This is a genomic window from Salinimicrobium sp. TH3 (assembly GCF_026676115.1).
Taxonomy (GTDB): domain Bacteria; phylum Bacteroidota; class Bacteroidia; order Flavobacteriales; family Flavobacteriaceae; genus Salinimicrobium.
In genome coordinates this window covers 112,351-136,462 of the sequence record NZ_JAPONB010000006.1, presented here as the reverse complement: position 1 = coordinate 136,462, position 24,112 = coordinate 112,351, and the positions used below count along the sequence as shown (strand labels likewise).

Below are 24,112 nucleotides of genomic sequence, written 5' to 3'. Positions count from 1 at the left end.
GGCACTTCAACGAATTTTATTTAAAAGTCAAGCTTTCTTTAGTACCTTAATATTCAGTTAATTAACTAATTATTGGAAATAATGGAAAAGAATGAAGCAAAAAAAGGTAAGTCACCTAAAAATACCTGGATCTATTTAACGGTGGACACAAAAAACATTAATGAAAGAAATATTGATGAGAAGGTTGTTTTTTCAGATGACAGGGATGATCCTCCCCAGAAACCTGGAAAACCTATGGATTATGTTTCTACCATAAGTCCGGGGATGAAGGTCTACTGGAAAGGGCAACCCAAAGATGAGGAATCCGGCGATGTTATAGAAATTACCGGGGTCACTGCTAAGGACGGGAAAGACAAATGGAAGCTTCTTGACAGTGTGGGGCCGGAACAGGGAAACAAGGGAGTGAAGGTTGGAAAGGTCAAAGGGGAACACATTGATGGCCAGGAACCATATTCTGTCCGGTTCCGAATTGAAGGACGAAAAAGCGAATTTGAAGTGGACCCAAAGATACAGATGGAGCTCAAAAGTAATTCGGATTCAAGATGATCAAAAAGATTCTTATTTCTTTCCTGTTTTTATTCTCCATTGGTTATACCATAGTGGGGCAGGAGAAATCTGAATTTGACAGTTTAACCAAATTGTATCGTTCTTCAGAAGAAAGATACAATTTGGATTTGCTTAAGGATATAATTTCTTCGGCAACACAGCCAGATAGCACGATTAAATACACAAATCTTCTTATTAAAAAGGCACAGCCGGTTGAAAATAAGGAGAAGCTTCAATTTGCACATTTTCACCAGGGGATTGCCTGGCGTTATAAAGGAGATTATAGCAATGCTTTTAAGCACCTTTATAAAAGTGCAGAATTAGCTGAAGAACTTGAAAACAAAAATAAGCTTGGAAGTTCTTATGTGGAGATAGGGAATGCCTATGCCGAAAGTGGTGATCTTAACCTTTCCTCTACTTATTTTAACCGGGGAATAGATCTTTTCAAAGCAGTTAAAGACACTTTAATGGTAGGGGCAACCTATCATAACATGGGGGATACCTTTTTTGATAAAGGGGCTATAGACTCTTCACTTGTATATACTTCAAAGGCAAGAGACATTTTTCAAAAGGTGGGCCGTGAAATTTATGAAGCCTATAGTCTTGGGAATCTTGGCAGGATCAATGCCGCTATGGAACAATATGATTTAGCAGAAACACAACTTAATGATGCGGTAGCCATTCTTCTTCCAGTGAAGGATTATAATGCTCTAACAGATTTCTATGCTGCACTTTCTGAAATCAACCAGAGACAGGGAGATTTGGAAGCAGCAATAGCGTTTGCAGATAAGAGCCTGGAAGCAGCAAAGGCCAATGGTTTAAAAGAAGACCTGCAGGGGGCACATCAAAAACTTGCATTTTTACACGAAGAAGCAGGTAATATTCCGCAATCTTACGACCACTACAAAATGTACGTGGTATATAAAGACAGTATTGAGAATATTGCTTCTGTAAAGGAAGTGGCAAACCTTAGAACGAATTATGAAATAGCCAAAAAACAAACCGAAGTTGACTTACTTAACGAACAAAAAAGTAATCAGCGCAACATTGTTATTGCTACCGCTATCGCCTTGTTCCTTATTATGCTCCTGGCTCTGGGGCTCTATCGTCGAAATAGGTACATAGGAAGGACCAAAAAAATCATTGAACGGGAAAAACAACGATCAGATCGTTTACTACTCAATATTCTTCCTCAGGAAACGGCTATGGAATTAAAGGAAAACGGAAAGGTACGTGCAAAACGTTTTGAAGCAGTGACCATATTATTTACAGACTTCAAGGATTTCACCCATTATGCCGAAAATCTTCCGCCAGAGGAACTTGTGAAAAGGGTAGATTTTTATTTTTCCAAGTTTGATGAAATAATCGAGCATCATGGCCTTGAGAAAATAAAAACTGTGGGGGATGCTTATATGTGTGCAGCCGGAGTTCCTTTTGCTGTTAAAGATCATGCCCGCCGCGTGGTCGCTGCGGCTTGTGAAATGATAGAATTTGTAGGTAAGGAAGAGCCAGGAAAAGAGATTCGTTTTGAGGTAAGGATTGGGATAAACTCGGGCCCTGTGGTGGCCGGAGTGGTAGGCAATAAAAAATGGGCTTATGATATATGGGGAGATGCGGTGAATATTGCAGCCAGGATGGAATCCTGTTCAGAAACGGGGAGGATCAATATATCCGAGAATACTTATCATCTCATTGAGGATGAATTTGAATGTGACTACAGGGGAGAGATTATGGTGAAGAATAAAGGAATGATGAAAATGTATTTTGTAAAGGGAGCAAAAGCAGATCAGGAAAAGAAAAGTAGTGTGGCTTAGTTTTAAGGTAGTCAAAAGAGTTGATTAAATGTAACATTTTTCCTGCTGCTTCGTGTTAGATAATATTTTAGATCTTATGAAAAAAAATATCCTTCTGTTGTTGGCCTTCCTGGTGTACGCATGCACCCCGATGAAACCCGCACTGTCGGTTTCCGAAACTACTGCTTTTCCTGTTAAAGGCCGGCAGGGACTACTTATAAATCAAAAATTGAGCTTTGGTGACTACAAAACTTCAAAAATTAAGCGCTCCTGGACCCGTAGCGGTAATACGAGAGTAGACCTTATAAGCGGACAAATCACTGATCCAGATTACCCTAACCTTGTCGCCATGGATTATGCAAACAGTGACCAGTCTTTTTATTTTTCGATCTCAGATTTCTCCGGAAATGTTGCCGATGTTTACGCTGTTTCCGAATTTCATGCTGAAGACCTGCAAATAGGGGATAACCCAAATTCTGTAATCAATATTCTGGAAGACCTTTTTGGAGGTTCTGGTTTTTCCGAAAATCTTTTTTACCTGCAGATTTTTTTGAATGATGAGGTTAAGCCCTGGCAGTTGCTACTCGATAATCAGGCAGCAAAGTTTACTCCTGAGGATTATTCCGGTTTCTTTGCCCTATCAGAAAATGAATTTTATGCCCTGGAGCCTATTACGCATTTGAAGACTAAACAAGGAGTGAAAAAGAGTCTTTTGGGAGCCATAGGATATGAGATCTTCAATAAGAAAGGGGAATCGGTCGCGGCAGTTTCTTTAGTGGATAACGGAGAGGTGTTTCTACATACCAAAGACCCTTCAGAAAGGTTATTGCTCTCTGCACTTTGTGCGGCACTATTGCTACAGGAGGATATTGCAGACCAGGATCTTTAGATCTTTTATCAGCTATTCAGTTTTCTGAATTATTGTTCCCGGCTCCTTTTTCTTGCAGGAGAGGGACGAAACATTATAAAGATTTACTCCGTCCACAGTTTACCGATAGCGTAGGTGCGGGCACTCCCTCTCACTTCAATCCTGTCTTCCAGGTTTTTGCAAAAAAGGCGCCCGCCGCGTTGAGATAATTGCCTTGCCTGCAGCTCCTGTTTATTTAACTTTTCACTCCAGTAGGGAGTGAGGGAACAATGAGCAGAACCAGTTACCGGATCCTCAAAAACTGAAGCTTTGGGGGTGAAAAAACGGGATACAAAATCACAATCTTTACCTTTGGCAGTGACTATTACTCCTCCGGTTCCAAGTTCAAGTTGATCAAAGTAAGTGCGGTTGATTTCAATATTTCTCACTTCCTGTTCATCTTCATAAACCAACACATAATCTCGTGCTTTAAGTACTTCCCGTGGCTGAATGTTCAGGGATTTTTTTAATAGTTCCGGAAGTACGGTTGGACCAGGATTTCTTGCAGGCAGGTTTAAAGTGTAGCTCCCATTTTCGGCAGTTACCACTAACTCGCCGCTTAGGGTGTCAAAAATGATGTTTTTGCCCTGATGTTTTCTAATATCCCTAAGTGCATGAGCAGCTGCCAGAGTAGCATGTCCACACAGGTCCATCTCCATCTCCGGAGTGAACCATCTTAAGTGAAAACTATGATCTTTATCGACAAAAAATGCGGTTTCGGCAACAGCATTTTCCCTGGCAATTTTTAGAAGTAGATCATCGGGAAGCCATTCTGAAAGCGGTACCACACAGGCAGGATTACCACTAAAGAGGTGATCTGTAAAGGCGTTTATCTGGTAAAGGTGTAATTGCATATTTGACACTTTAAAGTAAAAAGAGACCTACTACATATTATGATCTTTCATTATTTCTGAAAAGATCCTGTACGATTTTAACCTGTCCTTATGATTATAAATATGAGAAGCTACCATAACTTCATTCACCCCGGTTTCTTTCAGGAATTTTGAAGTTTGCTCCCTTACAGTTTCCTTGCTGCCAATAAATGCATATTTAAGCATTCTTTGAAAAGCAGGATTTGCTGCCAGCTCCCGTAACTCTTCAGTCATTTTAATTGGAGGCTGCATATAATCCATGTTATTTGTCATTACCCCATACATCATTCTTATGAGGGTGGTCGAAATATCTTCAGCTTCCTCATCGGTATCGGCAGCAATTACATTTATACACCCAATGGTATAAGGCTTATCAAGGTATTTTGAAGGCTGGAATTTGTTGTAATAGATGTTTAGCGCCTCAAAAAGTTGGGCTGGTGCAAAATGACTTGCAAACGCATAAGGCAAACCTTTTTCGGCAGCCACATGTGCGCTGTCGGTACTGGAACCAAGAATATAAATTGGGACATCAACGCCTTCAGCTACAGTAGCCCGCACCTTGGATCTTTTGTTTTCTGCAGAAAAATATTGCTGGATCTGGCTTATTTCCTCCGGAAATTTATACACTGCCTGCATACGGTCACTTCTTATAGCATGTGCAGTGACCTGATCTGTTCCGGGGGCCCTGCCAAGTCCAAGATCTATTCTGTTGGGATAAAGTGAACCCAGAGTTCCAAATTGTTCTGAAACTATGAGCGGGGAATGATTAGGTAGCATGATTCCTCCGGAACCCACTCTTATTTTTTTAGTGCCTCCGGCTATATAGCTTATTAAAACTGAAGTAGCTGAACTGGCTATGCTAACCATATTATGATGCTCTGCCAGCCAAAACCGGTGATATCCCATTTCTTCAGCTTTCTGCGCGAGATCCAGGCTGTTCTTAAAGGTTTGGTGAATAGAGGAGTCCAAGCCAACACTGGCGAGTTCTAATATTGAATAAGAAGTATTTTTTTTGTTCTGAGACATAGAAATTTCAGGTTTTTTCAAAGTTCGGGATTTCAAAAGAAGGAAAATAAGAAAAGAGATAGCTTTTGGTAATAACGGGATTATATGATCCAGACTTTCTTATATTGATTTTACCAAAGGTGGGGAAAGGAAGCAAAATTTTGCCATTTTCCACACCTTTGGTAGCAGGCTTAATAGCTCTCCTTCCTTAAAACCTCCAACGGCGGACTTTTAATTACGCTTATGCTGTTAGTAAGGCCAATAAACATTACCAGTATAGTAATAGCAGGAAAGATTACCAGGAATGGAAAAATAGAAGGTACAAAAGCAGTATCAAACAAAAGCCATGCGAGTAATTGGCTGCTTAGTAAAGAAAGCAGGATTCCCGATAAGGTTCCAAGTGCACCCAGGTAAAAATATTCCAGTGCAAGGATTTTTAAAATTTGGTTGCTGCGAGCGCCTATAGTTCGCAGTAAAACACTCTCCTTGATCCGCTGAAACTTACTGGTGCGAACAGCACCGAGAAGAACAATTATTCCTGTGAGTATGCTAAAGAAGGCCATAAAGTTAATAAGCCAGGCAATTTTATTAAGAAGGTCTTCAATAACAGTAATTATTTGCCGCAGGTCAAGAATCGAAACATTGGGGAAAAGCCTTACCAATTCCTGTTGGAGGGCGGCACTTGCAGCCTCCCCGGGAACTTTTGTAGTGATCACCCTAAACTGGGGAGCATTCTCCAAAACACCTTTTGGAAAAACAATGGAAAAATTTGGCTGCATCTGGCTCCAGTCAACAGTTCTTATACTGCGGACTTCGGTATTCATTACCACCCCCTGAACATTAAAAGAGATGCGATCTCCCACGCTCACCAACGCATCTTCAGCAAAATTGTCACTTACAGAGATAGGGATGAGGTTTGTGTTATCCACTTGAGATATCCAATCCCCCGAGGAAAGTACTTCAGAATTTGTAAGCGAATCACGATAAGTCACCCTGAATTCATGATTGAGAACCCAGCGATTAATCCCCGATGTTGAATCCTCTCTCATCTGGTTTACGGTTCTTCCGTTTATATTCTGAACCCGCATGGTAACAATTGGAATGTCATCCAGAACAGGATTTCCACTGTTCTTAATTACTTGTTCCACCTCTTTTTCCTGCCCGGCCTGCACATCAAGAAGGATCATATTTGGACTATCGGTTTGTGCGTCAATGGAGGCTTCGGCCAGTAAAACATCTTTTGTAAAGTAGAGGGTGCTAATTAGAAAAGTACCTACTCCAATGGCCAGCACCAAAGTGAGCGTTTGATTTTGTGGACGAAATAAATTCTGCAGACTTTGCCTTGCGGGAAATCCCCAGCCGGTTGGAAAATTTTCCCGAATCACTTTCATGAACAATCTGGCGATCCCTGCAAGTATAGCAAAGGTTACTACAATTCCCAGTACAAAGGCCAAAGAGTATCTCCAGTCCTGCAGAAGCCAATAGGAGAAGAGAAGGATGAATAGAAAAATGCCGCCAAGAACTGCTAATTCTGCTTTCCCTTTTTTCTTATTGATTCCCGTTTGCACCCTTAGAGCCTGTAAAGGGGAGACGTATAAAGTCCCTATAAGTGGTACAAGGGCAAATAACACCGCCATGAAAACCCCAAGTAAAATTCCTAATAAAATGATCTGGATTTTAAAGGTCATTTCAATATCTACAGGTAACAGATCCCCGAGTAGTAATGGGAAGAGTTGCTGTAAAAATAAGCCTGCAATGGTACCTATAATTCCACCAAGTAATCCCATGCCGGCAATTTGGAGGAGATAGATCATAAAAGTTTGTTTCCTGGTCGCCCCAAGGCATTTAAGAACAGCAACAGCCTTTAGTTTGCCTTTGATGTAGATATTTATTGCACTTGCAATTCCCACACAACCCAGTAGCAATGCGACAAAAGCTACCAGGTTCAGAAACTTTCCGAAGTTATCATAACGCCGCCCCAACCGTTCACTGGTGGAGGTGTGTGTGTCAAGATCGGCTTCAAGATTATCCAGCCGGGGATCAAGAACCTCGTCCAGTTGCTCCAGGTCTGTTCCCGGTTGTGTAGTGAAGTAATAATCATAGGAAATGCGGCTTCCCGTTTGTATGAGCCCTGTTTCTTCAATAAAACTGTAGGGTAGGACCGTAGGTGGCGCAACAGAGCTAAAAAACGAATTACTGCCGGGAATGGAACGCAAGGCCCCGGCAATAGGTAAGGTAACTTCTCCAATTTTGATGCTGTCACCCGGGTTAAGTCCCAGCTGCCGCATTAATGTGGCATCGACCAAAGCTTTCCCTTCCTGTTGATAGGTTTGTGCTGCCTCCCGGGGCACAGTCTCCAGTTCCCCATAAAAGGGAAATTCGCCCTCGATTCCCCGTACCTGCACCAGCCTGGTGCCGTCATTTCCTGGAAAGGCAGCCATTGAAGTGAAGCCTATTTCCCTTGCCCGGGCGCCACCCAGGGAATCTATAATAGAGAGAACTTCTTCTGTGGGGGCCTTGTCCAGGTCGATCTTATAATCGGCTCCCATCATGGCTTTTGACTGCAGGGCGATATTATCCTTCAGGTTTTCTCCAAAAGATTGAATTGAAACCACGGCAGCTATTCCCAATACGATCGAAGCCATGAACAGGATAAGCTTACGCCCACTTGCTTTGCCGTCGCGCCACGCCATTTTCAATAACCACATGAAGGAGGTATTTGTTTTAGTGCTGCTCATGGGTCTCTATTATTTTTCCGCCTTTGAGACGCAGGATTTGCTGTGTCATTTTTGCAAGATCAAGGTCGTGTGTTACTATGACAAGAGTGGTTCCTGCTTCCCTGTTGAGGTCGAAGAGCAATTCAATTACCTTCTCTCCCGTTTCGGCATCCAGGTTTCCTGTGGGCTCATCGGCAAAGAGAATGGAAGGCCGGTTTGAAAAGGCCCTTGCTACAGCCACCCGCTGTTGTTCCCCGCCCGAAAGTTGGGAAGGATAATGTTCAAATCTGCCGCCAAGACCTACTTTTTCAAGCAAACCTTTTGCAACATCCGAAGCATTTTTAGCGCCCTGCAATTCTAAGGGAACAGCAACATTTTCCAATGCAGTCAAAGTTGGAAGCAGTTGAAAATCCTGAAATACAAAACCTACCTTTTGATTACGCAGCACTGCCCGTTCATCTTCAGAAAGGGAACTTAGTTCGGTGCCACAGAGCTCAATGCTGCCGGTATCTGGACGATCAAGACCTGCGCAAAGGCCCAAAAGAGTCGTTTTTCCACTGCCCGAAGGACCTACAATGGCAAAAGTTTCCTTTTCTTCAACATTAAAACTTATATCATGGAGTACAGTGAGCTGTTTGGAACCGCTGGTATAACTTTTTTCCAGGTTGCGCACGTTTAATATTTTTGTCATCTTTAAATCTGCTTTCAAAAAAAGCAAAATAAGAAATGATTTCCACTTCAAGCCAGTAGCTATGAGAAACCTGTTGTATTTGCCATTTTTGACACTCCTGTTTTTAACTTCCTGTGGAGAAACTGCCAAAGAGGAAAAAGAGGCTGAAGCCGAAATTACTTCGGAAATTGAAAATGAAGCTGAAAATTCTAAAGAAGACAGCAACACGATTTTATTCTTTGGGGACAGTTTAACCGCTGCCATGGGTTTGGATCCAGCTGAAGGTTACCCGGCCGAAATTGAGAAGATAATAGATTCCCTGGGGCTCAAATATGAAGTGGTGAATGCTGGACTTAGTGGAGAGACTACTGCTGCCGGTAAAAATAGGATCGATTGGGTGCTTAACCAGGATGTAGACGTGTTTGTTCTGGCCCTTGGAGCTAATGATGGGCTACGCGGAATTCCGGTGGAGGAGACCCGCAAAAACCTGCAGGCAATAATTGATGCAGTACGAGAGAAAAACCCCGATGTGGAGATCGTCCTTGCCGGAATGCAGATCCCACCCAATATGGGACCGGAATACACTACAGATTTTCGTGAGATTTTCCCTCAACTGGCAGAAGAAAATGATATCTACCTTATCCCGTTTTTATTAGAGGGCGTAGCCGGAGATCCCAACTTAAATCAACAGGACGGGATTCATCCAACCGCAGAGGGTTATGACATTGTAGCCCAAAATGTTTGGGAGGTGCTGGAACCTGTAATTACCACAAAATAAGAGGCGTCAAAAATGACCTTTTAGAGGGGGAGTATTTCAAGGTTCTCTGTTAAACTGAATAACCAGATTGGACAGAGTTGCCTAAAATGGCATTTTTCAATGTGCTTCAGAATTTTTGCCTTTTTCAATTTTTTCTTCTACCCACTCTTCTTCTTCGGCTTCAGGTTCTTCGAATTCTTTGTTGGCATTTTCATTTTCCGGTTGGTAAACCAGCTTTATGAACATAGGAAAATGGTCAGATCCCATCTTCTCCAGCCTTTTTAACTTCAGAAGCATAAAATCGCTGCTGTGAAAGACATGGTCCAGGGGCCAGCGAAATATTGGATATTCTGCGTGGAAGGTATTATAGAAGCCACGTCCAATACGCGGGTCCAGTAAGCCACTCAATTGTAAAAAGAGCTTCGTAGTTCTTGACCAGGCCACATCGTTAAGATCTCCAAAGACAAGAGTGGAATTGTCCCCGTCTATTGATTTTCCAACCAGCAAAAGTTCTGCATCCCTGTTGGTAGAAGTATCATCTTCAGATGGACTAGGAGGTTTAGGATGTAAGCAATGGATATTGATCTTCTCTCCTGTACGCAGCTTCACCTTCCCATGAATGGAAGGGATCTCTTTTGAAATAAGGTATTTGATGTCGATATCCTCAAGTTCAAGTTTTGAGTAGAGGTGCATTCCGTAGAGATTTTTGAGAGGAATTTTAACCGTATAGGGATATTCCTCTTCAATGGCTTGTAGCTCCTTTTCCCAGGTCTTGTCACTTTCCAGGGTAAGCACCAAATCGGGATTTTCACGAATTATTATCTGGATAAGTTTGTCGTAACGGGTGTTGGTAGTAAGCACATTGCTCACCAGGATAGAAATCTGTCTTTCCACGTCTTGACCATGGTACATTTTCACCTGTTTGGAAGAAAAAAATGTATAGGGATAAATTTTTACCGATTGGTAAAGGAAACTCAGTGCCAGCAGAACAATCATTATGATCTCCCATATGGAACTAAAATCAAAAGCCACGGCACTATATATAAGAACAGCAAGAATGAGGATGCTAATCTGTAATCGGGGAAAATCAAAATCTCTGATCCACCATTGATCAAATCTGCTTATCGATGCTGCAGTAGGAACCAGGATTAAAATACTCAGGAGGTAAGCAGCTATTTCGGCAATATTCATATAGTTGGTTAAAATAGGCTGTTCAAAGATACATTTTTGAGGATAACCTTTTAAAACCTGCACATGCTTTCTTGCAGATTTTTTTCCTACGCCAGCTTACAAGATAAGAATTAGCTTTTTCTTGAGCCGAAATTTTTGGAGGATTTACATTTATTTTAGCAAATTACGGAAAACCGTAATTTAACCCGGATTCTTTGTTTTATTTTTGATTCAAAGAAATTGATAAGGTGGGAATACCCCGAAAAATAGCGATGTTTCAAAAAGTTCTGGTAGCAGAAGATATGGACAGCATTAATCTCGCCGTCGCGGGATTGCTCAGGGATCTTGGTGTGCCAAAGGTGGAACATGCGCAGTATTGTGATGAAGCCTGGCTCCTTGCCAAAAAGGCTCTTACAATGGGGGAACCTTTTGATCTTCTCATCTGTGACCTTTCCTTTAAGAATGATCACCGCACAGAAAAGTTATCTTCAGGCAGAGAATTAATATCTGCACTTAAAAAAGAAGATCCTAGTTTGAAAGTTTTGGTAAATACCATTGAAGATCACCCACAAATTGTGCGTAATCTTTGGGATTCGGGAAATATAGATGGTTTTGTATCTAAGGACAGACATGGAATGAGGGATCTTAAGGAAGCCATCGAAACTGTAAGAAATAGTGGGAAATATAATTCTGTGCGCATTGAAAACCTCCTAAAGGAAAACAATTTGTTGATCCTTGGAGACTGGGAAATGGAACTTCTTAAAGCCATTGCTACAGGTCATACACAGGAAGAAATCCAGGAAGATTTTAAAGGTCGCAGGATAGCACCCAATAGCAGGAGTTCAATAGAGAAAAGGCTAAAGGAACTTCGGGAAGATTTTGGGGCTAATACAACCCCACATTTAGTTGGAATTTTAAAAGATCTTAAATTAATATAGTTAGTTAGCAGTTTAGAAAGGCCGCTTTTTTCTTAAATATACTCGGGAATGTAGGGTAACCGGGTTGTTTGTAGAAGAGGCGGCTTCTTCTTTTTCTATTCTTTTTGCGGTGAATCTCCAAAAATGCCATATTAACACCTGTTTACCTGATGTGAATAGCATTATTTATGTACAACAGGTTAATTGTTAGTGTGTTATCATATATCGCCTTCATAATTACTTCTCTTTAGTTATTCACATCTTTTTACTGATTTATAAGGGATTAGCGTCTTAATTTCGGGGGTATAATAACTCTAAAACTTAAAGCTATGAAAACTGTAATTTTTTATTTGGTACTGCTGGCATTAGGAACAAGCCATGCACAGGAATTTACTGAACTCAAGGAAGCAAAAGTGGGATTTGCCCCAATGGCTTCAAGTGTGGAACGCAACGGCAATAGTTTTTCATTTAATGTTAAAGAAGCTGTAGTCGGGGAATTTGAAAAAGATCCATTGGCTTTTATGGAGAACTACTTTAGTATTGATGATTTTATTGCAGAATTAAAGCCCGAACAGTACGATAGATATGAAGTAAGTTTTGTTAGTCAAAAAGGTCAATTAATAGCCGATTTTGATAAAGATGGAACTTTGCTTCAAACCAACTCCAGGTTTAAGAATACACTTTTACCTTATAATTTAAGAAAAGATCTATATCGCGACCATAAAGGCTGGGCAATGACCAAGAATATTCGTATTACCCGGGGTGAAAAAGGCGAAGTGACCAAAGATTACTACAAGGTCAACCTTGAAAACGGCAAAGACCGCAAAAGGATAGTTTTACAAGCACCATTGAGCGTAACAGATATTGCGAGCAATTAAAAAAGGTGAGGATATGACACCATACCATCAGGCGCCCTTTTTGGCCTGATGGTTTTTACATGTAAGTAGAAGAAATCAAAACAAATATGTATTAAATTGGAATAATAAATTCCGCAGTTATGAGAGCACTCGTTATAGATGATGAGGAATTGGCCCGCAGAAGGATTCTTAATCTTCTGGAGGATGTTCCCGATATTGAAATTATTGGGGAGTGTTCTAACGGGCAAACTGCAATAAAAAGGATCAATAGTGAACATCCGGATCTTATTTTTCTCGACATCAGCATGAAAGATATGAATGGCTTTGAAGTGCTGCAAAAAGTGGAAATTAAGCCAAAACCCATTGTAGTTTTCGTTACTGCATATGATAATTATGCTACCCGTGCATTTGATGTGGAAGCCTTTGATTTTCTTCTAAAACCTTTTAAAGACCAACGATTCTTTAAAACCATAGAAAGAGTATTGAAAACCGGTGGAAAAGAAGCCGATGAGCTTTTTGAAAAAAGGATAAGGGAGATGTTCAGGATCTTTTCCTTAGAAGGCAAAACAGAAAAAATTGCCAGTAAGATCCCGGTTAAGCAAGGCAACAAAACTGTCCTTATCGACCCCGCGAATGTACTTTACATTATAGCATCTGGATATTACGCAGAGATATATACAACTTCAGGAAAGTATGTGCTGCGGGAATCTCTAAGTAATCTTGAAGAGCAACTGGAGAAGGAAAGCTTCTTTAGAATTCACCGTTCTACCATTGTCAATATTGACCAGGTAAAGGAGATCGTACATTCAGAATATTCTGAAGTGGATGCCCGCATGAATGATGGCAAGCTTCTTCATATAAGCAAATCAAATAAAAAGGAATTTCTAGAAAGACTGGGAATCTAAGAATATGAAACTCAAGAAATATATCGATTTCAAATTGATCCTATTACTGGCCGGGTTTTACGGCCTGTTTAATATTATTTATATCACTAAATCGGCTTACCTGCGGGTGACTTTCCCCGAAATGAGGCATGAGCCCTGGTACGATTTCCTTGTGAATAATATCCTTATTGACTGGTTGGTCGTGGTATTCTACATGACCATTATTGCAATTAGCACTAAACGTTTCCTCCACAGGAATTTTTCCTGGGTGAAGATCATTTCCATCCATATAGTTTGCTCTATTCTCATAGGTTTTATAATCAGACTTATTTTTGATCTCTATAGCATTTTAACGGGATTATTTACCATTGAAGAATATCAGGTTAAAGAAAGTTTTACCCGGTTCATGATAGTGGTGGATCTCAATTTTCTCATCTACTTTGCCATGACCTTCATTATTTACACCTATTACTATGTGAAACAGGTAAAGGAGGCGGAGCATCACCGGGCTCAACTGGAGACTCAGCTGGTAAATACACGAATGAAGATGCTTTCTTCTCAATTACAGCCGCACTTCCTGTTCAATACCCTTAATAGTATTGCCGTTCTGGCCGATCTTGATAAGGAAAAAGCCAAGGATACTATTGCAGATCTCAGTGACTTTCTAAGGGAGATCCTTTACAGCGGCGACGAAAATGTTATTCCGCTGGAAAAGGAATTACGCACTTTAGAATATTACCAGAATATTTTAAATGTAAGATTTTCAGATCATCTCACTATCACCAAAGAAGTGGACCAGAGCCTAATGTCAAAAAAGGTTCCTGCATTGCTGTTGCAGCCTATTCTGGAGAATTCAATAAAACACGGCTATTCCTATGAACATACTCATCTTGAAGTAATCATCAGGATTTATGCGGAAGCAAATGAACTCATCATTAAGGTTATTAATGATGGTGCCGGTCTTAGTGCAGGCAAAGAAGAGCTTTTGAAGAAGGGCAAAGGCCTGGACAATATTGATGCCCGGCTTTCAAATCTCTACGGAAATAACTACAGCTTCGAAATTAAAAATCGAAGTACAGGCACCGGAGTGGAAACTACAATAAAGCTCCCGCTCACCTGAAGGTATTGACCTTCACCTGAATTTGTCATGAAACGGAAGAACCTTTTTGAACAAGGAGAGATTTAAGGCTTCAAAAATGATGTTTCCAGATCAGAAAAGCTCTTAAGAGGGGCTTTTGAATAGTTTTGAATTCTTCGAAAAAAAGGAGGGAATTCCCAGTTGACAAAAACTAATTATTGTAAATTTAAGGTGCTTATTATCAGTATTATATAAATTTACCAGAACTATGAAAACCAAAAAAATCACAGTAGAAACCCTGGTGCCGCTGCCGGTGGAAAAAGTCTGGCAGCTGTGGACCGGAACGGAGCATATCAAAAAGTGGAATTTTGCCACGCCCGAATGGCATACCCCTTCTGCAGAGAATGATTTAAAAGAAAGCGGAAAGTTCAATTATAGAATGGAAGCCAAAGATGGAAGCCAGGGCTTTGATTTTTCGGGAGAATACCAGGAGGTGGAGCCTCACAGATTAATAAGATACAGGATGGATGACGGCCGGGAGGTGAGCATTCACTTCAAGCCTGTTGAAAATGCTACTTTCATAGAGGAAACTTTTGATCCCGAACAGGAAAACAGCATACAACAGCAGCGGGACGGGTGGCAGGCAATCCTTGAAAACTTCAGGAAATATGCCGAATCAAATGATTAAGTAAAATCAGAATACTCATCCTTAGCTCTATTGCATAGATTATCGGGAAGGATTCGCATTGTTTTTCACAAAGCTTCTTTCCTGTACTTATTTCTTTTTAGGGATGGTCCATAAGTAAATGGTAGTGCCGTCAACAAACTCAACCCGGTCAGGTTTCCAGTCGCCCATATCAAAGGCATGAGAAACAATGCGGGTGCCGGGCTTTAATTGTTCGAGCAAAATAGGTTTAAGTCTCTCATTTAAATGACTAAGCAGGTAAAGGGTCACCACAGTAGCTTCTCTAAAATCTGATTCAAATAGATCGGCTTCAATAAACTCTACTTTGCCTGTCACTTCAGCATTTTTTGCATTCACCTTGGATTCCGAAATTCTTTGTGGATCAATGTCTATTCCAATTCCGCGGGCGCCAAAATTCTTCGCTGCTGCAATTACGATTCGGCCGTCACCGCTTCCCAGGTCATATACCACATCATCAGGTTCTACTTTTGCGAGCTTCAGCATTGCGTTGACAACAGTATCGCGTGTGGGCACATAAATCACATCCTGAGCTATAGTTCCAAAGGGAAGGATTAGAAATACTATGATTGTTATTAAATTTTTCATAGGATGACGTTTTAGGTTAGATCTTCTTCTTATCACGATTTTTCTTTTCGGCAACAGTTGGCTTGAGTAGCAAGATGATGGCTCCTGCGATTAAAACTCCAATTCCTGCCAGTGCTCCCCAACCGGTGTATACAACACTGGAGTAGAGGAGATAGGCGCTGCTAATACAAAAGATAATGGGCAGGACGGGGTAGAGAGGTACTTTAAAAGGTCTTTTTTTGAGAGGTCTTTTTTTACGAAGTATGAATAAAGAAATTCCTGTGAGCAACAGGAAAAACCAGAAAACAGAGGCAGTATATTCTATCATGGTTTCAAACCCGCTTCGGGAGAAGAGGCCAAAACTCACGAGTGCAAGAGCGATGGCACCCTGGAGTAAAAATGCATTAACAGGACCTGCCAACCGGCTCTTCCACTTTCCGAGGAAAGAAAAAACCCTAAAGTCCCTGCCCAGGGCATAATTTGATCGTGCTCCGGTGAAGATTGTGGCATTTGCCGAAGTAAGGGCAGCAATAGCCACTAGCAGGGAAATTATAACTATTCCCATTTGTCCAAATGCCACTCCTAAAAGATCTCCCGCTACTGCGTTGGAGTCGGCCATACCTTCCAGTCCCAGACCTCTCAAAAATGATATATTTACAAGGAAATAAATTAAAGTGATGACCAGGATACCGGCAATTAATGCAATGGCGATTCTTCTTTTTCCTTTACCTAATTCAGCAGAAATATATGCGGCCTCATTCCATCCTCCGAAAGTAAGCAGTACAAAAACCATGGCCAGTCCAAACGAATTATTATTACCGGAATCCGGATTAAAAGTATAGGAAGTTGCTGAAGCTTCAGGAACCAAAAATAATCCTACCACAACGATCATTAAGATACCCAGCAATTCAAATGTGGTGAGGACCTTTTGAGTTCCTGCGCCCATTTTTATACCTGCAATATTTATCATTGTGAGGCCAATAACAAGTACAGCTGCGTAGATTACCGCAGAGTGTTCGCCTAACTTATAGATCTGTGAGGCGTAATCCCCAAAGATAAAAGCCAGTAGGGCTATTGAGCCGGTTTGAATCACGCTCATCCTTGCCCATGCAAAAAGGAAAGCTGTGCGTTTACCAAATGCTTCTTTTAAGAAATGGTAATCACCACCGGTATTGGGGAAGGTGGTGGTAAGTTCGGCATAACAGAGGGCTCCGATTATAGATACTGCGCCTCCCAAAAGCCAAACTAATAACATCATTTCGCCAGATGCAACATTGTTTGCGACTAGGGACGGAGTACGAAAGATTCCCGCTCCAATTACAATTCCAACAATAAGGGCAAAAGCATCCAATGTACTAAGAACAGGTCTTGGGATCACGGCCTTATTCATATCTGGCTTTTGGGCAGAGGATCCAAATTCTTTTTTAGTTATTGACATTACTTCCTTTTTGGGATTGTTATTATCGGGGGGCGCATTATAGCTTAACTTATTTAAGCTAAGCTAATTAAGTTTTAGTATAAAGCGGATTGGGAAAAGTTTAGGATGCTTTTCCTGCAATCAAAAAGGGGGAGGCTAATAGATAATGATTAAAACCTGGAGAAGGTTAATTCATGATCATTTCTTATACTTTGTTTGTCGGCGGCTGGTGGATGATTTCTTCAGGCTTTCCATAGAACAGGGGAAGCACTGAAACCGGTAAGGAACTTTATTGTTTAAAGACGGCTATTTGCCTGTTTCCATTGTGCCTTTATATCTGTGGAAGGTTAAAAAGAAATCAGGTGTAGAGGGGCAGGCCTCTATTTGTCTTATGTTAACCCAGCCACTCTTTAAAATCTTTTACCCGCTCCCTGCTCACAATAATTTGTTCCCCGGTATAACCATTGAGTTTTACTTCCAGTCGCATATTTGAATAGGTTAGAATATCTGAGATAGCACTCATGGCTATAAAAATAATAAGGGTCTGCTCCCCCTCAAGCGACGTATGAAAAGTGAATTCCCCTATTGAATTGGTGGTGGCCCCGTCATAACTTTCTTCCAGATAAACATTCGCACCCACAATGGGCTGCCCGTTTTTGTCGGTTACTTTTCCGGAAATTTGATGCTGGGCATGGAGAGAGGAGAGGCTCCAGAAAATCAGGAGAAAGAATATCTGCTTCATCTTTTTAAAATTTTAATAAAGATGAGCAGCGTACAGCTGTTACAGAATTATATATTGCTGAACTGTAATATTATGTGGATGAGGTGTGTTTTGAGGTCTAAAGCCAAACAGGTTGATGAACAAAAACTGAATAAAGGACCACGCCCAGAAGCACAAGTAAGCTAAAGATTAGCTGTAATTTTAAAAACCAGGAGTCCCGGTTGATAAATTTGCGATAAGTATGAAACTCATCTCGTTCCCAAAAAGTTCCCTTCGTTTTCATGACCTGTCGATTAAAATCCAGACTGGGGCAGCTTGTATTTAATTGACGAAAACTAAAGGGCTTTGTTTCAGTTAAATATAAAATTTAACAATTGTTTTACAGGGGAATTAAACTCAGAAAAAGATATCTGAACCCACAACGTAGAAATCGTGACCTCATCTCAAAAACCATATAATAAATCCGAGTGTTCCAAGGCAAATAATTGCCGTAAAGATCAATTGCCCTTTAAGGAAAAGCCAGTCCCAGTTTATTTGGGAAAGATATGTTTCTAAAAGCAACTTTTTGTCTACACGCTTTTCTCTTCCTTTCATAAGTGTGGTTTTTAGTTATAGTTATAGAAGCAATTGCAGTTCCAATTTTTAAAAGTGCGATTAGAACTCCCTGATGGAAACCAAATTCAGAATTATAAATGGAAATAAAATTATTTTGATGATGCTGCGTATTTCCTGAAGTTTTGGGGTTTGTAGGTAATTTCTTGCATTGAAATTTGCTTATAATTTTGGCAATTTTTTAATCGGAAAATTCTTTTATTCCCTTTTTAGGTTAACAGGAAGTTGATGAATCTTTCCACATAAAAGTGGGGAAATTGAATTTCCAGATGAGAAAATTTCTTGAAAAATGAATTTTAATTTAACAAGAAAACCTCCCGGATTGGGAGGTTTTTTCAAAATCGTTTAACCATTATTATTTTCTTCTAAAAATTTCGGGAACCCTGTTTAGATACATTCGTTGATAAGTTGGTTCAAACATTTCCCCGTCTCCTATGATCTTCAGGTTGCTTTCAGGTCTTTTTTGCTGAGCTGCATCGGCTCCAATTTGAGAAATTCCTTTGATATGATTTACGGCTGCCTGTAAAAAAGGCTCATTGAGATCTCCTAAAACACCTAAGTTGTTGATGTTTTCTACCAGTTCAACATCAGGATCCAGTCCGTTGAAATAGTCGGTTTTTCCGTTGGCATTAGCCGACTTCAGTACAAGAGGTTGTAAGGCATAGGTATGGTTTTTATTAATATCGGAATCTTTTAAAAAATCTTCGCTATCGTATAATGTTACTGAAGCCTGGAATTTACCTGTGGTAGTTTCCCCTATCTGTATTACATTAATATATGGTTCAAGTCCATTAATTATAAGTTCACTGGCCGAAGCTGTACTTGCAGTGGACAATACATAAACTTTGGAAAGTTTAAGGCTGTTGATACTCTCTCCTGTTCTAATTTTACTGTCAAATAGATTTAATAAACGTTCGGGGGCATTTTCTTCAAAATAGGTTTGGTAAGTTTCATTCCAAATTTCCTGCATAAAAACTTCTCCTTCAAACTGCCCCGTGATCATGCTCGCTAGATCTACGGCCGAATCTACATCGCCACCTCCATTATATCTAAGGTCAAGAACGAGTTCCTCAACTCCTTCAGACTTAAGTTCTCCAAAAGCCATATTCAGTTCATCATCAAAGTTTCCTATAAAGCTGTTATACATGAGGTAACCCACTTTGGTTCCATCTACATCAAAGGTTTTTACCAAATGAACAGGATTTGCAGTATAGGTCGCGTAATTTAGAGTAACAGTCTCATCTGTAAGCACAATAGTGCCACCTTCAACTTTTCCGATATTAATTGTAAAGGAATCGGTATCCAGTAGAGACTCGAGGTTATTTAGGGTGATCTTTTGCCCATTAATTTCAGTAAAAACAGTTCCGCGGGTAAGGCCGGCATCGGCTGCAGGTGTATTGGGAATAACGTATTGGAGGAAACCAAATAAATTATTTGTACCGCTAATTTGGCCAAGGCCAAAATTCATTCCTGCGGTACTGCTGCTCACGCCGTTAAAACTTTCTTCCAGGGCTTCGTAATCATCTGTCATAAAACTGAAGCGATCGCTGGACAATTTAAGGTTTTTGAAAAGAGATTCAGGTGAACTAAAACCTGCCAAATAATCCAGTTTATCCTCCTCTGTATCAAAATATGTATCGGCAAGAACAGGAACATTGGCTTTATACAGGTAAATTTCGTTCATACCTGCATAAATAAACTCCTCAATCTCAAGCTCACTTTCCTGGGTAGTTTCCTCCGGATTAGTAGTGCTATTATTTTCTTCCAGAGCCTCATCGTCTTTAGAACAGGAAGTAAAAATAAAAGCAAATAAAACTAACAACAGGGGGAAGTTCTTCATTTTCATAAGCAGATTTTTTTAAACCGGAAAGGAAGTGTCTAAATGTTTTCCGTAATTTTTTCAGATATATCCGCAGCAACTGTGCCAGAATCAGCAGGTTATTAGTTAATTGGGAATTTTAATATGGAATGTTATCTGGAGATTATAAGTGGTTTTTAGCTAATTGTGTTAATTGCTAATGATGATGGTCTTTCTTCTCTTTTTCCTTCTTTTCAGCTTCTCCTGCCTGTTTTCTAAGCTTAATAACCGTGTATATAATCACGGCTATGAGGACGGCACCCATTATTAGTGCGTAGCCCAGGGCAGTATTTGACATGAAAAATTCCATCCCTTCTAAAATAGGGATTTTTAATCAAATTTTCTGATTGATGTAGAGATATAACATTCCGGTGATAATCGCCATAAGAAAGCTAAGGAGGGTTCCTATAAGGACGTATTCGGTGAGTTTCCTGTCCTTCGCCCGGGAGAGATCACTAAACCGCAGAATTGATTTCGCGGCTATGAGCCATCCTATGGCTTGCCATTGCTGAAGAACTATGAAACCAAACACCAAAAAGCGCTCGAGCATCCCAATGTATTTTCCTGCCTGGGGCAAGGAATCTTCTTCGCTGTCTTCGGGTAATTCCCAGCGGTTCATTAATAATCTCATAATAATCGCCGAGACCGGTCCTAAAAACACAAGGCAAATGAGGAAAAGTACAATAGCAGAGACAAAAAATCCTGTCCATTGAATTTGAAAAGGATAGTAACTGTAGACAACTCCCATAATGACCAGTAGATGTGCCAATTGATCAAGAACAAATAATTTACCTCTGTTAGCATTTGTTTCCAGAGTTAACTTTAGAAGGTCTATTAAATAATGTGTTACTAATATAACCACTATTCCTATCCAGAAGTTTAGATCAAAATTTAGCAACAATAACATTGCAGCAGCATGAACAAAGATATGCAGGTAGAGCAGGGGAGATCTATATTTTTTATGCCTTTTCTGGGCCACCCAGCCATCTGGTTGCAACAGGAAATCTCCTAACATGTGGGCCAGCAATAATTTTAGGGCAAGTGCTGTCATAAGTTATGAATTTGGTTGCGGTAGAAAGCCTCAAGTTGCATTATCTCATCAAAGCCACCTCGTTTTAAGGCTTCACTTAAACTGCTTTGGGATTTGTTTAATTGTTTTGCCAGTTGCGTCTGACTTTTTTCAGGATTTTGCAGAAAAACACTTATAGTCCCGGCTACGGTAGAACTCCAATTATTCATGGTAAGCAAGGCTAAATTAAAGAGCAGGTTTAAAACTTCATCTTTTTGAGGATCTCCCGTTATAATTCCTAAATTTTGTTTCCTGAGATTTTCAAAACATTCCCCTGAACGAACAAATGCTAAACCGTTGGATTCACTTACTTTTTCGGCCTTGTGGTCCTGTTCACCAATGCCTATTGCCATCCTTACATCAAGATCCCGAAGTTGTTTAATTTCGGCTTTTATTTGAAGAGCAGCATAAAATGCCATTTTTGGAGAAAGCAGAAGCTGAAAACTATCTCCCCGGGTAATTTCCCAGTGCACGGGATTTTTCCCGTACTGCTTTAGGGTATTTTTGAGCACAGGTAGCCATTGCCCCGCCGGTTCTGTCCTGGAATTAATTATATCTCCTGTAATAACTGCTATCATATTGGAAATATCGCACTTTAAGCCGATATATCCAAATATCGATTTATAGCCCGATAATAATGGTTATCGGAATATAAGCCGATAATTGGTGTTGGGTTGGAAATGGTTCTATTAAGCCGGAACCTTCTCGCGGAATAAAAACTTCAATATTTCTCTTTTTTGAAAGTCCTGTAGAAGATGAATTTGAAAATTATTCTCAGTTTATGTTTTTTCTTGTTGTCATCATTAGAAAACGAAACTATATTAGCATTTAAAACAATCAATTATGGCAAAGACGAAAATAACGGTAAATAACAATGGCTCTCTTATCATTGATGGAGACTTTCAAATTGTAGATAAGAACGATAATACCTATGATTTAGGTGGCAGGGACAAAGTGAGTCTTTGTCGTTGCGGAAAATCGGCGAATAAGCCATTTTGTGATGGTTCTCATCGCGGACATTTCGAACACCAGGCCGAAGCTTTTGATCTTCCGCCAAAGCCATAAAGCCAACAGAGGAACAAAAAAGAAGAAAATACTCAAATTATAAAAAGGACCCGGCGAGAGCCGGGTCCTTTTTTTTGTCCATCATTTATTTCTGCTGGCTCATCTTAATGGAGGGATATGACAAATATCATTCTTTGGATCATATGTAGTTTCTACCTTTAATGTGCTGGTTAATAAAGGATTTTTGAGAAAGATCAGGAAGAACCAACGCTTCTCTCTTTTGTATGAAGCGGGATCAAAAAGCTATCCCGGGTCTGGAAATATCGATGGATTAAGAGAGCTTACAAATAGACTTTTTGAGGAGAGACCCTCCCAATATAATGGTGTAGTTACTAATTTCTTAATCTACTGTTATGCAAATCAAAAAAAATCCGAAGGCAGATCTGGGTAGAAATAGTATGATCTTTTTCCAGGTGGGCCTGGTGGTAATGCTTGGTCTTACCTACTTTGGCCTGGAATGGAAATTTTACGGGAATGAGGAAATGGATCATCAGGAGGTCCAGGTATCAGATTTTGAGCAGGAAGACATTCCTATTACACAACTAAATACGCCTCCACCGCCACCGCCGCCTCCACCACCTCCAATGCCCGAAGTTATTGAGGTCGTGGAAGACAAAATAGAAGTTGAGGAAACCAAAATCCGGTCCACTGAAAGTAGTCAGGATGATAAAATTGAGAAAATAGTTGAGGTAGAAGAAATTGCCTACGAAGAGGAGGAGGAGGAAATTGAAAAAATTCCTTTTATGGTAGTTCAACAAATTCCCACCTTTCCCGGATGTGAAAATTTTAAAAACAAAGCCGATCAAAAGAAATGCATGTCCGAGAAAATTGATGACCATGTAAGAAAACATTTTAATGTTAGAATTAGTGAAGAATTGGGGCTCACCGGGATGAACAGGATCTTTGTGGTCTTCAAGATCAATGAATACGGTGATGTTGCCGATATACGGGCAAGGGGACCTAATAAAAGACTGGAAGAGGAAGCAATGCGGGTAGTTAAGCTCTTACCTAAAATGATTCCCGGCAGGCAAAGGGATAAACCTGTTGCAGTTGAGTATTCCCTGCCAATCATGTACGAGATACGGGACCAAATCTAGTTTTGTCCCCATAATTGATAGAGTGAGGCTGTCAAAAAAGCTATTATAACTTCTTTCTGAATCTTATAAATCAAATTGTCAGAAACAAAAAGAACCTGAAACAAGTTCAGGTTGAAACATTAGGACATTGAAGACAGCCTCATTTATTTTTATGAAATAGGTTTTTCAGAATAAATCATCTGATTTTTACAATTACCTGATTCCCAATCCGGTTCAAGGGTACAGAGAAAATTGTGGATATCTAATTCAAAATTTCTTCTCCATGACCTTTCTAAAATGATATTTTTGGCTCCCTAAAAAGACTGAGATATGAGCGTAACCTGGTATGAATGTAAGGTGAAATACAGAAAAACACACGAAACGGGAGAACAGAAAGTGAGCACAGACACCTATTTACTGGATGCGGTGTCATATACCGAAGCAGAATCACGAATCACTGAGGAAATGAAGGCGTATACCAGTGAAGAATTCAGGATCACGAATTTAAAGATGGCAAATTTTTCGGAAGTTCATCCTTTTGAAAATTCCGATCGCTGGTTCAAGTCAAAGGTTTCCCTGGTAGCACTTGATGAGGAGAGCGGGAAGGAAAGAAAAACCAATATTTACTTACTGGTGCAGGCCAATGACATAAAAGAGGCTTTTGAGAACACTACAAAAGTAATGGCAGATACTATGGGGGATTACACTATTCCTTCAATAACCGAATCTCCAATCTTAGATGTGTTCCCTTATTTTACGGGAGAAGAAGAGCAACTGGAGAAATTCAATGTTGTGGATAATTCTGAAAAATCAGAAGAGGAAAAAACAGAAACGACAGAAGCTGTCTAATC

The 24,112-nt window shown here is 40.2% G+C and carries 25 protein-coding genes; 12 read left to right on the top strand and 13 right to left on the bottom strand.

Annotated features, from left to right (window positions below; all coding sequences use genetic code 11):
- The first annotated feature begins 81 nt into the window (after nt 1-81).
- From OU683_RS10980 to OU683_RS10970, 3 genes are all read left to right on the top strand, one after another.
- On the top strand, nt 82-546 hold the full coding sequence (locus OU683_RS10980; protein ID WP_268138182.1) for a hypothetical protein: 465 nt from the start codon (nt 82-84) through the stop codon (nt 544-546).
- Entirely contained in the window at nt 543-2,360 is a 1,818-nt protein-coding gene (locus OU683_RS10975) for an adenylate/guanylate cyclase domain-containing protein (RefSeq protein WP_268138180.1), read from the top strand. Before OU683_RS10980 ends, OU683_RS10975 begins: the two co-directional genes overlap by 4 nt.
- A gap of 76 nt (nt 2,361-2,436) precedes the next feature.
- Entirely contained in the window at nt 2,437-3,228 is a 792-nt protein-coding gene (locus OU683_RS10970; protein ID WP_268138178.1) for a hypothetical protein, read from the top strand.
- A gap of 83 nt (nt 3,229-3,311) precedes the next feature.
- Here the strand turns inward: OU683_RS10970 and OU683_RS10965 are convergent, their stop codons facing one another.
- The 4 genes from OU683_RS10965 to OU683_RS10950 all read right to left on the bottom strand — a co-directional run bounded on the left by OU683_RS10965 (nt 3,312) and on the right by OU683_RS10950 (nt 8,531).
- Entirely contained in the window at nt 3,312-4,100 is a 789-nt protein-coding gene (locus OU683_RS10965) for a PhzF family phenazine biosynthesis protein (RefSeq protein ID WP_268138176.1), read from the bottom strand.
- Nucleotides 4,101-4,130: 30 nt separating this feature from the next.
- Nucleotides 4,131-5,144, bottom strand: coding sequence for an LLM class flavin-dependent oxidoreductase (locus tag OU683_RS10960; protein WP_268138174.1), 1,014 nt, complete (start codon nt 5,142-5,144; stop codon nt 4,131-4,133).
- A gap of 170 nt (nt 5,145-5,314) precedes the next feature.
- Nucleotides 5,315-7,861, bottom strand: a complete 2,547-nt coding sequence (locus tag OU683_RS10955) for an ABC transporter permease (protein WP_268138172.1) — start codon at nt 7,859-7,861, stop codon at nt 5,315-5,317.
- On the bottom strand, nt 7,848-8,531 hold the full coding sequence (locus OU683_RS10950; protein ID WP_268138170.1) for an ABC transporter ATP-binding protein: 684 nt from the start codon (nt 8,529-8,531) through the stop codon (nt 7,848-7,850). Before OU683_RS10950 ends, OU683_RS10955 begins: the two co-directional genes overlap by 14 nt.
- A gap of 61 nt (nt 8,532-8,592) precedes the next feature.
- Between OU683_RS10950 and OU683_RS10945 the strand changes: the two genes are divergently transcribed.
- A complete protein-coding gene (locus OU683_RS10945) occupies nt 8,593-9,288 on the top strand; it encodes an arylesterase (RefSeq protein WP_268138168.1) in 696 nt (231 codons plus the stop codon).
- A 96-nt stretch (nt 9,289-9,384) separates the two neighbouring features.
- On the opposite strand, the gene OU683_RS10940 is transcribed toward OU683_RS10945, so the two are convergent.
- Entirely contained in the window at nt 9,385-10,521 is a 1,137-nt protein-coding gene (locus OU683_RS10940) for an endonuclease/exonuclease/phosphatase family protein (RefSeq protein WP_268138166.1), read from the bottom strand.
- Between the two features lie 188 nt (nt 10,522-10,709).
- Between OU683_RS10940 and OU683_RS10935 the strand changes: the two genes are divergently transcribed.
- From OU683_RS10935 to OU683_RS10915, 5 genes are all read left to right on the top strand, one after another.
- On the top strand, nt 10,710-11,375 hold the full coding sequence (locus tag OU683_RS10935) for a response regulator (protein WP_268138164.1): 666 nt from the start codon (nt 10,710-10,712) through the stop codon (nt 11,373-11,375).
- A 308-nt stretch (nt 11,376-11,683) separates the two neighbouring features.
- Complete coding sequence (locus tag OU683_RS10930) at nt 11,684-12,232, top strand: hypothetical protein (protein ID WP_268138162.1); 549 nt, start codon at nt 11,684-11,686, stop codon at nt 12,230-12,232.
- 119 nt (nt 12,233-12,351) lie between these two features.
- The gene (locus OU683_RS10925; protein WP_268138160.1) at nt 12,352-13,116 is read left to right on the top strand and encodes a LytR/AlgR family response regulator transcription factor; all 765 of its coding nucleotides are present in this window, start codon (nt 12,352-12,354) and stop codon (nt 13,114-13,116) included.
- Between the two features lie 4 nt (nt 13,117-13,120).
- Complete coding sequence (locus tag OU683_RS10920; protein WP_268138158.1) at nt 13,121-14,215, top strand: sensor histidine kinase; 1,095 nt, start codon at nt 13,121-13,123, stop codon at nt 14,213-14,215.
- Between the two features lie 226 nt (nt 14,216-14,441).
- Nucleotides 14,442-14,861, top strand: coding sequence for an SRPBCC family protein (locus OU683_RS10915; RefSeq protein WP_268138156.1), 420 nt, complete (start codon nt 14,442-14,444; stop codon nt 14,859-14,861).
- 87 nt (nt 14,862-14,948) lie between these two features.
- Here the strand turns inward: OU683_RS10915 and OU683_RS10910 are convergent, their stop codons facing one another.
- The 8 genes from OU683_RS10910 to OU683_RS10875 all read right to left on the bottom strand — a co-directional run bounded on the left by OU683_RS10910 (nt 14,949) and on the right by OU683_RS10875 (nt 21,698).
- Nucleotides 14,949-15,464, bottom strand: coding sequence for an SAM-dependent methyltransferase (locus tag OU683_RS10910; protein ID WP_268138154.1), 516 nt, complete (start codon nt 15,462-15,464; stop codon nt 14,949-14,951).
- 16 nt (nt 15,465-15,480) lie between these two features.
- The gene (locus OU683_RS10905) at nt 15,481-16,881 is read right to left on the bottom strand and encodes an APC family permease (RefSeq protein WP_268138152.1); all 1,401 of its coding nucleotides are present in this window, start codon (nt 16,879-16,881) and stop codon (nt 15,481-15,483) included.
- Nucleotides 16,882-17,254: 373 nt separating this feature from the next.
- Nucleotides 17,255-17,602: a carboxypeptidase-like regulatory domain-containing protein gene (locus OU683_RS10900; RefSeq protein WP_268138150.1), complete on the bottom strand. Its 348-nt coding sequence runs from the start codon at nt 17,600-17,602 to the stop codon at nt 17,255-17,257.
- Between the two features lie 97 nt (nt 17,603-17,699).
- The gene (locus tag OU683_RS10895) at nt 17,700-17,864 is read right to left on the bottom strand and encodes a hypothetical protein (RefSeq protein WP_268138148.1); all 165 of its coding nucleotides are present in this window, start codon (nt 17,862-17,864) and stop codon (nt 17,700-17,702) included.
- Nucleotides 17,865-18,548: 684 nt separating this feature from the next.
- The gene (locus OU683_RS10890) at nt 18,549-20,039 is read right to left on the bottom strand and encodes a GFO_1087 family putative carboxy terminal peptidase (protein ID WP_268138146.1); all 1,491 of its coding nucleotides are present in this window, start codon (nt 20,037-20,039) and stop codon (nt 18,549-18,551) included.
- A gap of 169 nt (nt 20,040-20,208) precedes the next feature.
- A complete protein-coding gene (locus OU683_RS10885; protein WP_268138144.1) occupies nt 20,209-20,361 on the bottom strand; it encodes a hypothetical protein in 153 nt (50 codons plus the stop codon).
- A gap of 24 nt (nt 20,362-20,385) precedes the next feature.
- Nucleotides 20,386-21,102 carry a DUF3307 domain-containing protein gene (locus OU683_RS10880; protein WP_268138142.1) on the bottom strand — a complete coding sequence of 239 codons (717 nt, stop codon included), beginning with the start codon at nt 21,100-21,102 and terminating at the stop codon, nt 20,386-20,388.
- Nucleotides 21,099-21,698, bottom strand: a complete 600-nt coding sequence (locus tag OU683_RS10875) for a SatD family protein (protein ID WP_268138140.1) — start codon at nt 21,696-21,698, stop codon at nt 21,099-21,101. Before OU683_RS10875 ends, OU683_RS10880 begins: the two co-directional genes overlap by 4 nt.
- A gap of 265 nt (nt 21,699-21,963) precedes the next feature.
- Here OU683_RS10875 and OU683_RS10870 point away from each other — a divergent pair, with 265 nt between their 5' ends.
- The 3 genes from OU683_RS10870 to OU683_RS10860 all read left to right on the top strand — a co-directional run bounded on the left by OU683_RS10870 (nt 21,964) and on the right by OU683_RS10860 (nt 24,110).
- Nucleotides 21,964-22,185: a CDGSH iron-sulfur domain-containing protein gene (locus OU683_RS10870; RefSeq protein WP_268138138.1), complete on the top strand. Its 222-nt coding sequence runs from the start codon at nt 21,964-21,966 to the stop codon at nt 22,183-22,185.
- Between the two features lie 353 nt (nt 22,186-22,538).
- Entirely contained in the window at nt 22,539-23,282 is a 744-nt protein-coding gene (locus OU683_RS10865; protein WP_268138135.1) for an energy transducer TonB, read from the top strand.
- Between the two features lie 309 nt (nt 23,283-23,591).
- A complete protein-coding gene (locus OU683_RS10860; RefSeq protein ID WP_268138133.1) occupies nt 23,592-24,110 on the top strand; it encodes a DUF4494 domain-containing protein in 519 nt (172 codons plus the stop codon).
- The last annotated feature ends 2 nt before the right edge of the window (nt 24,111-24,112 follow it).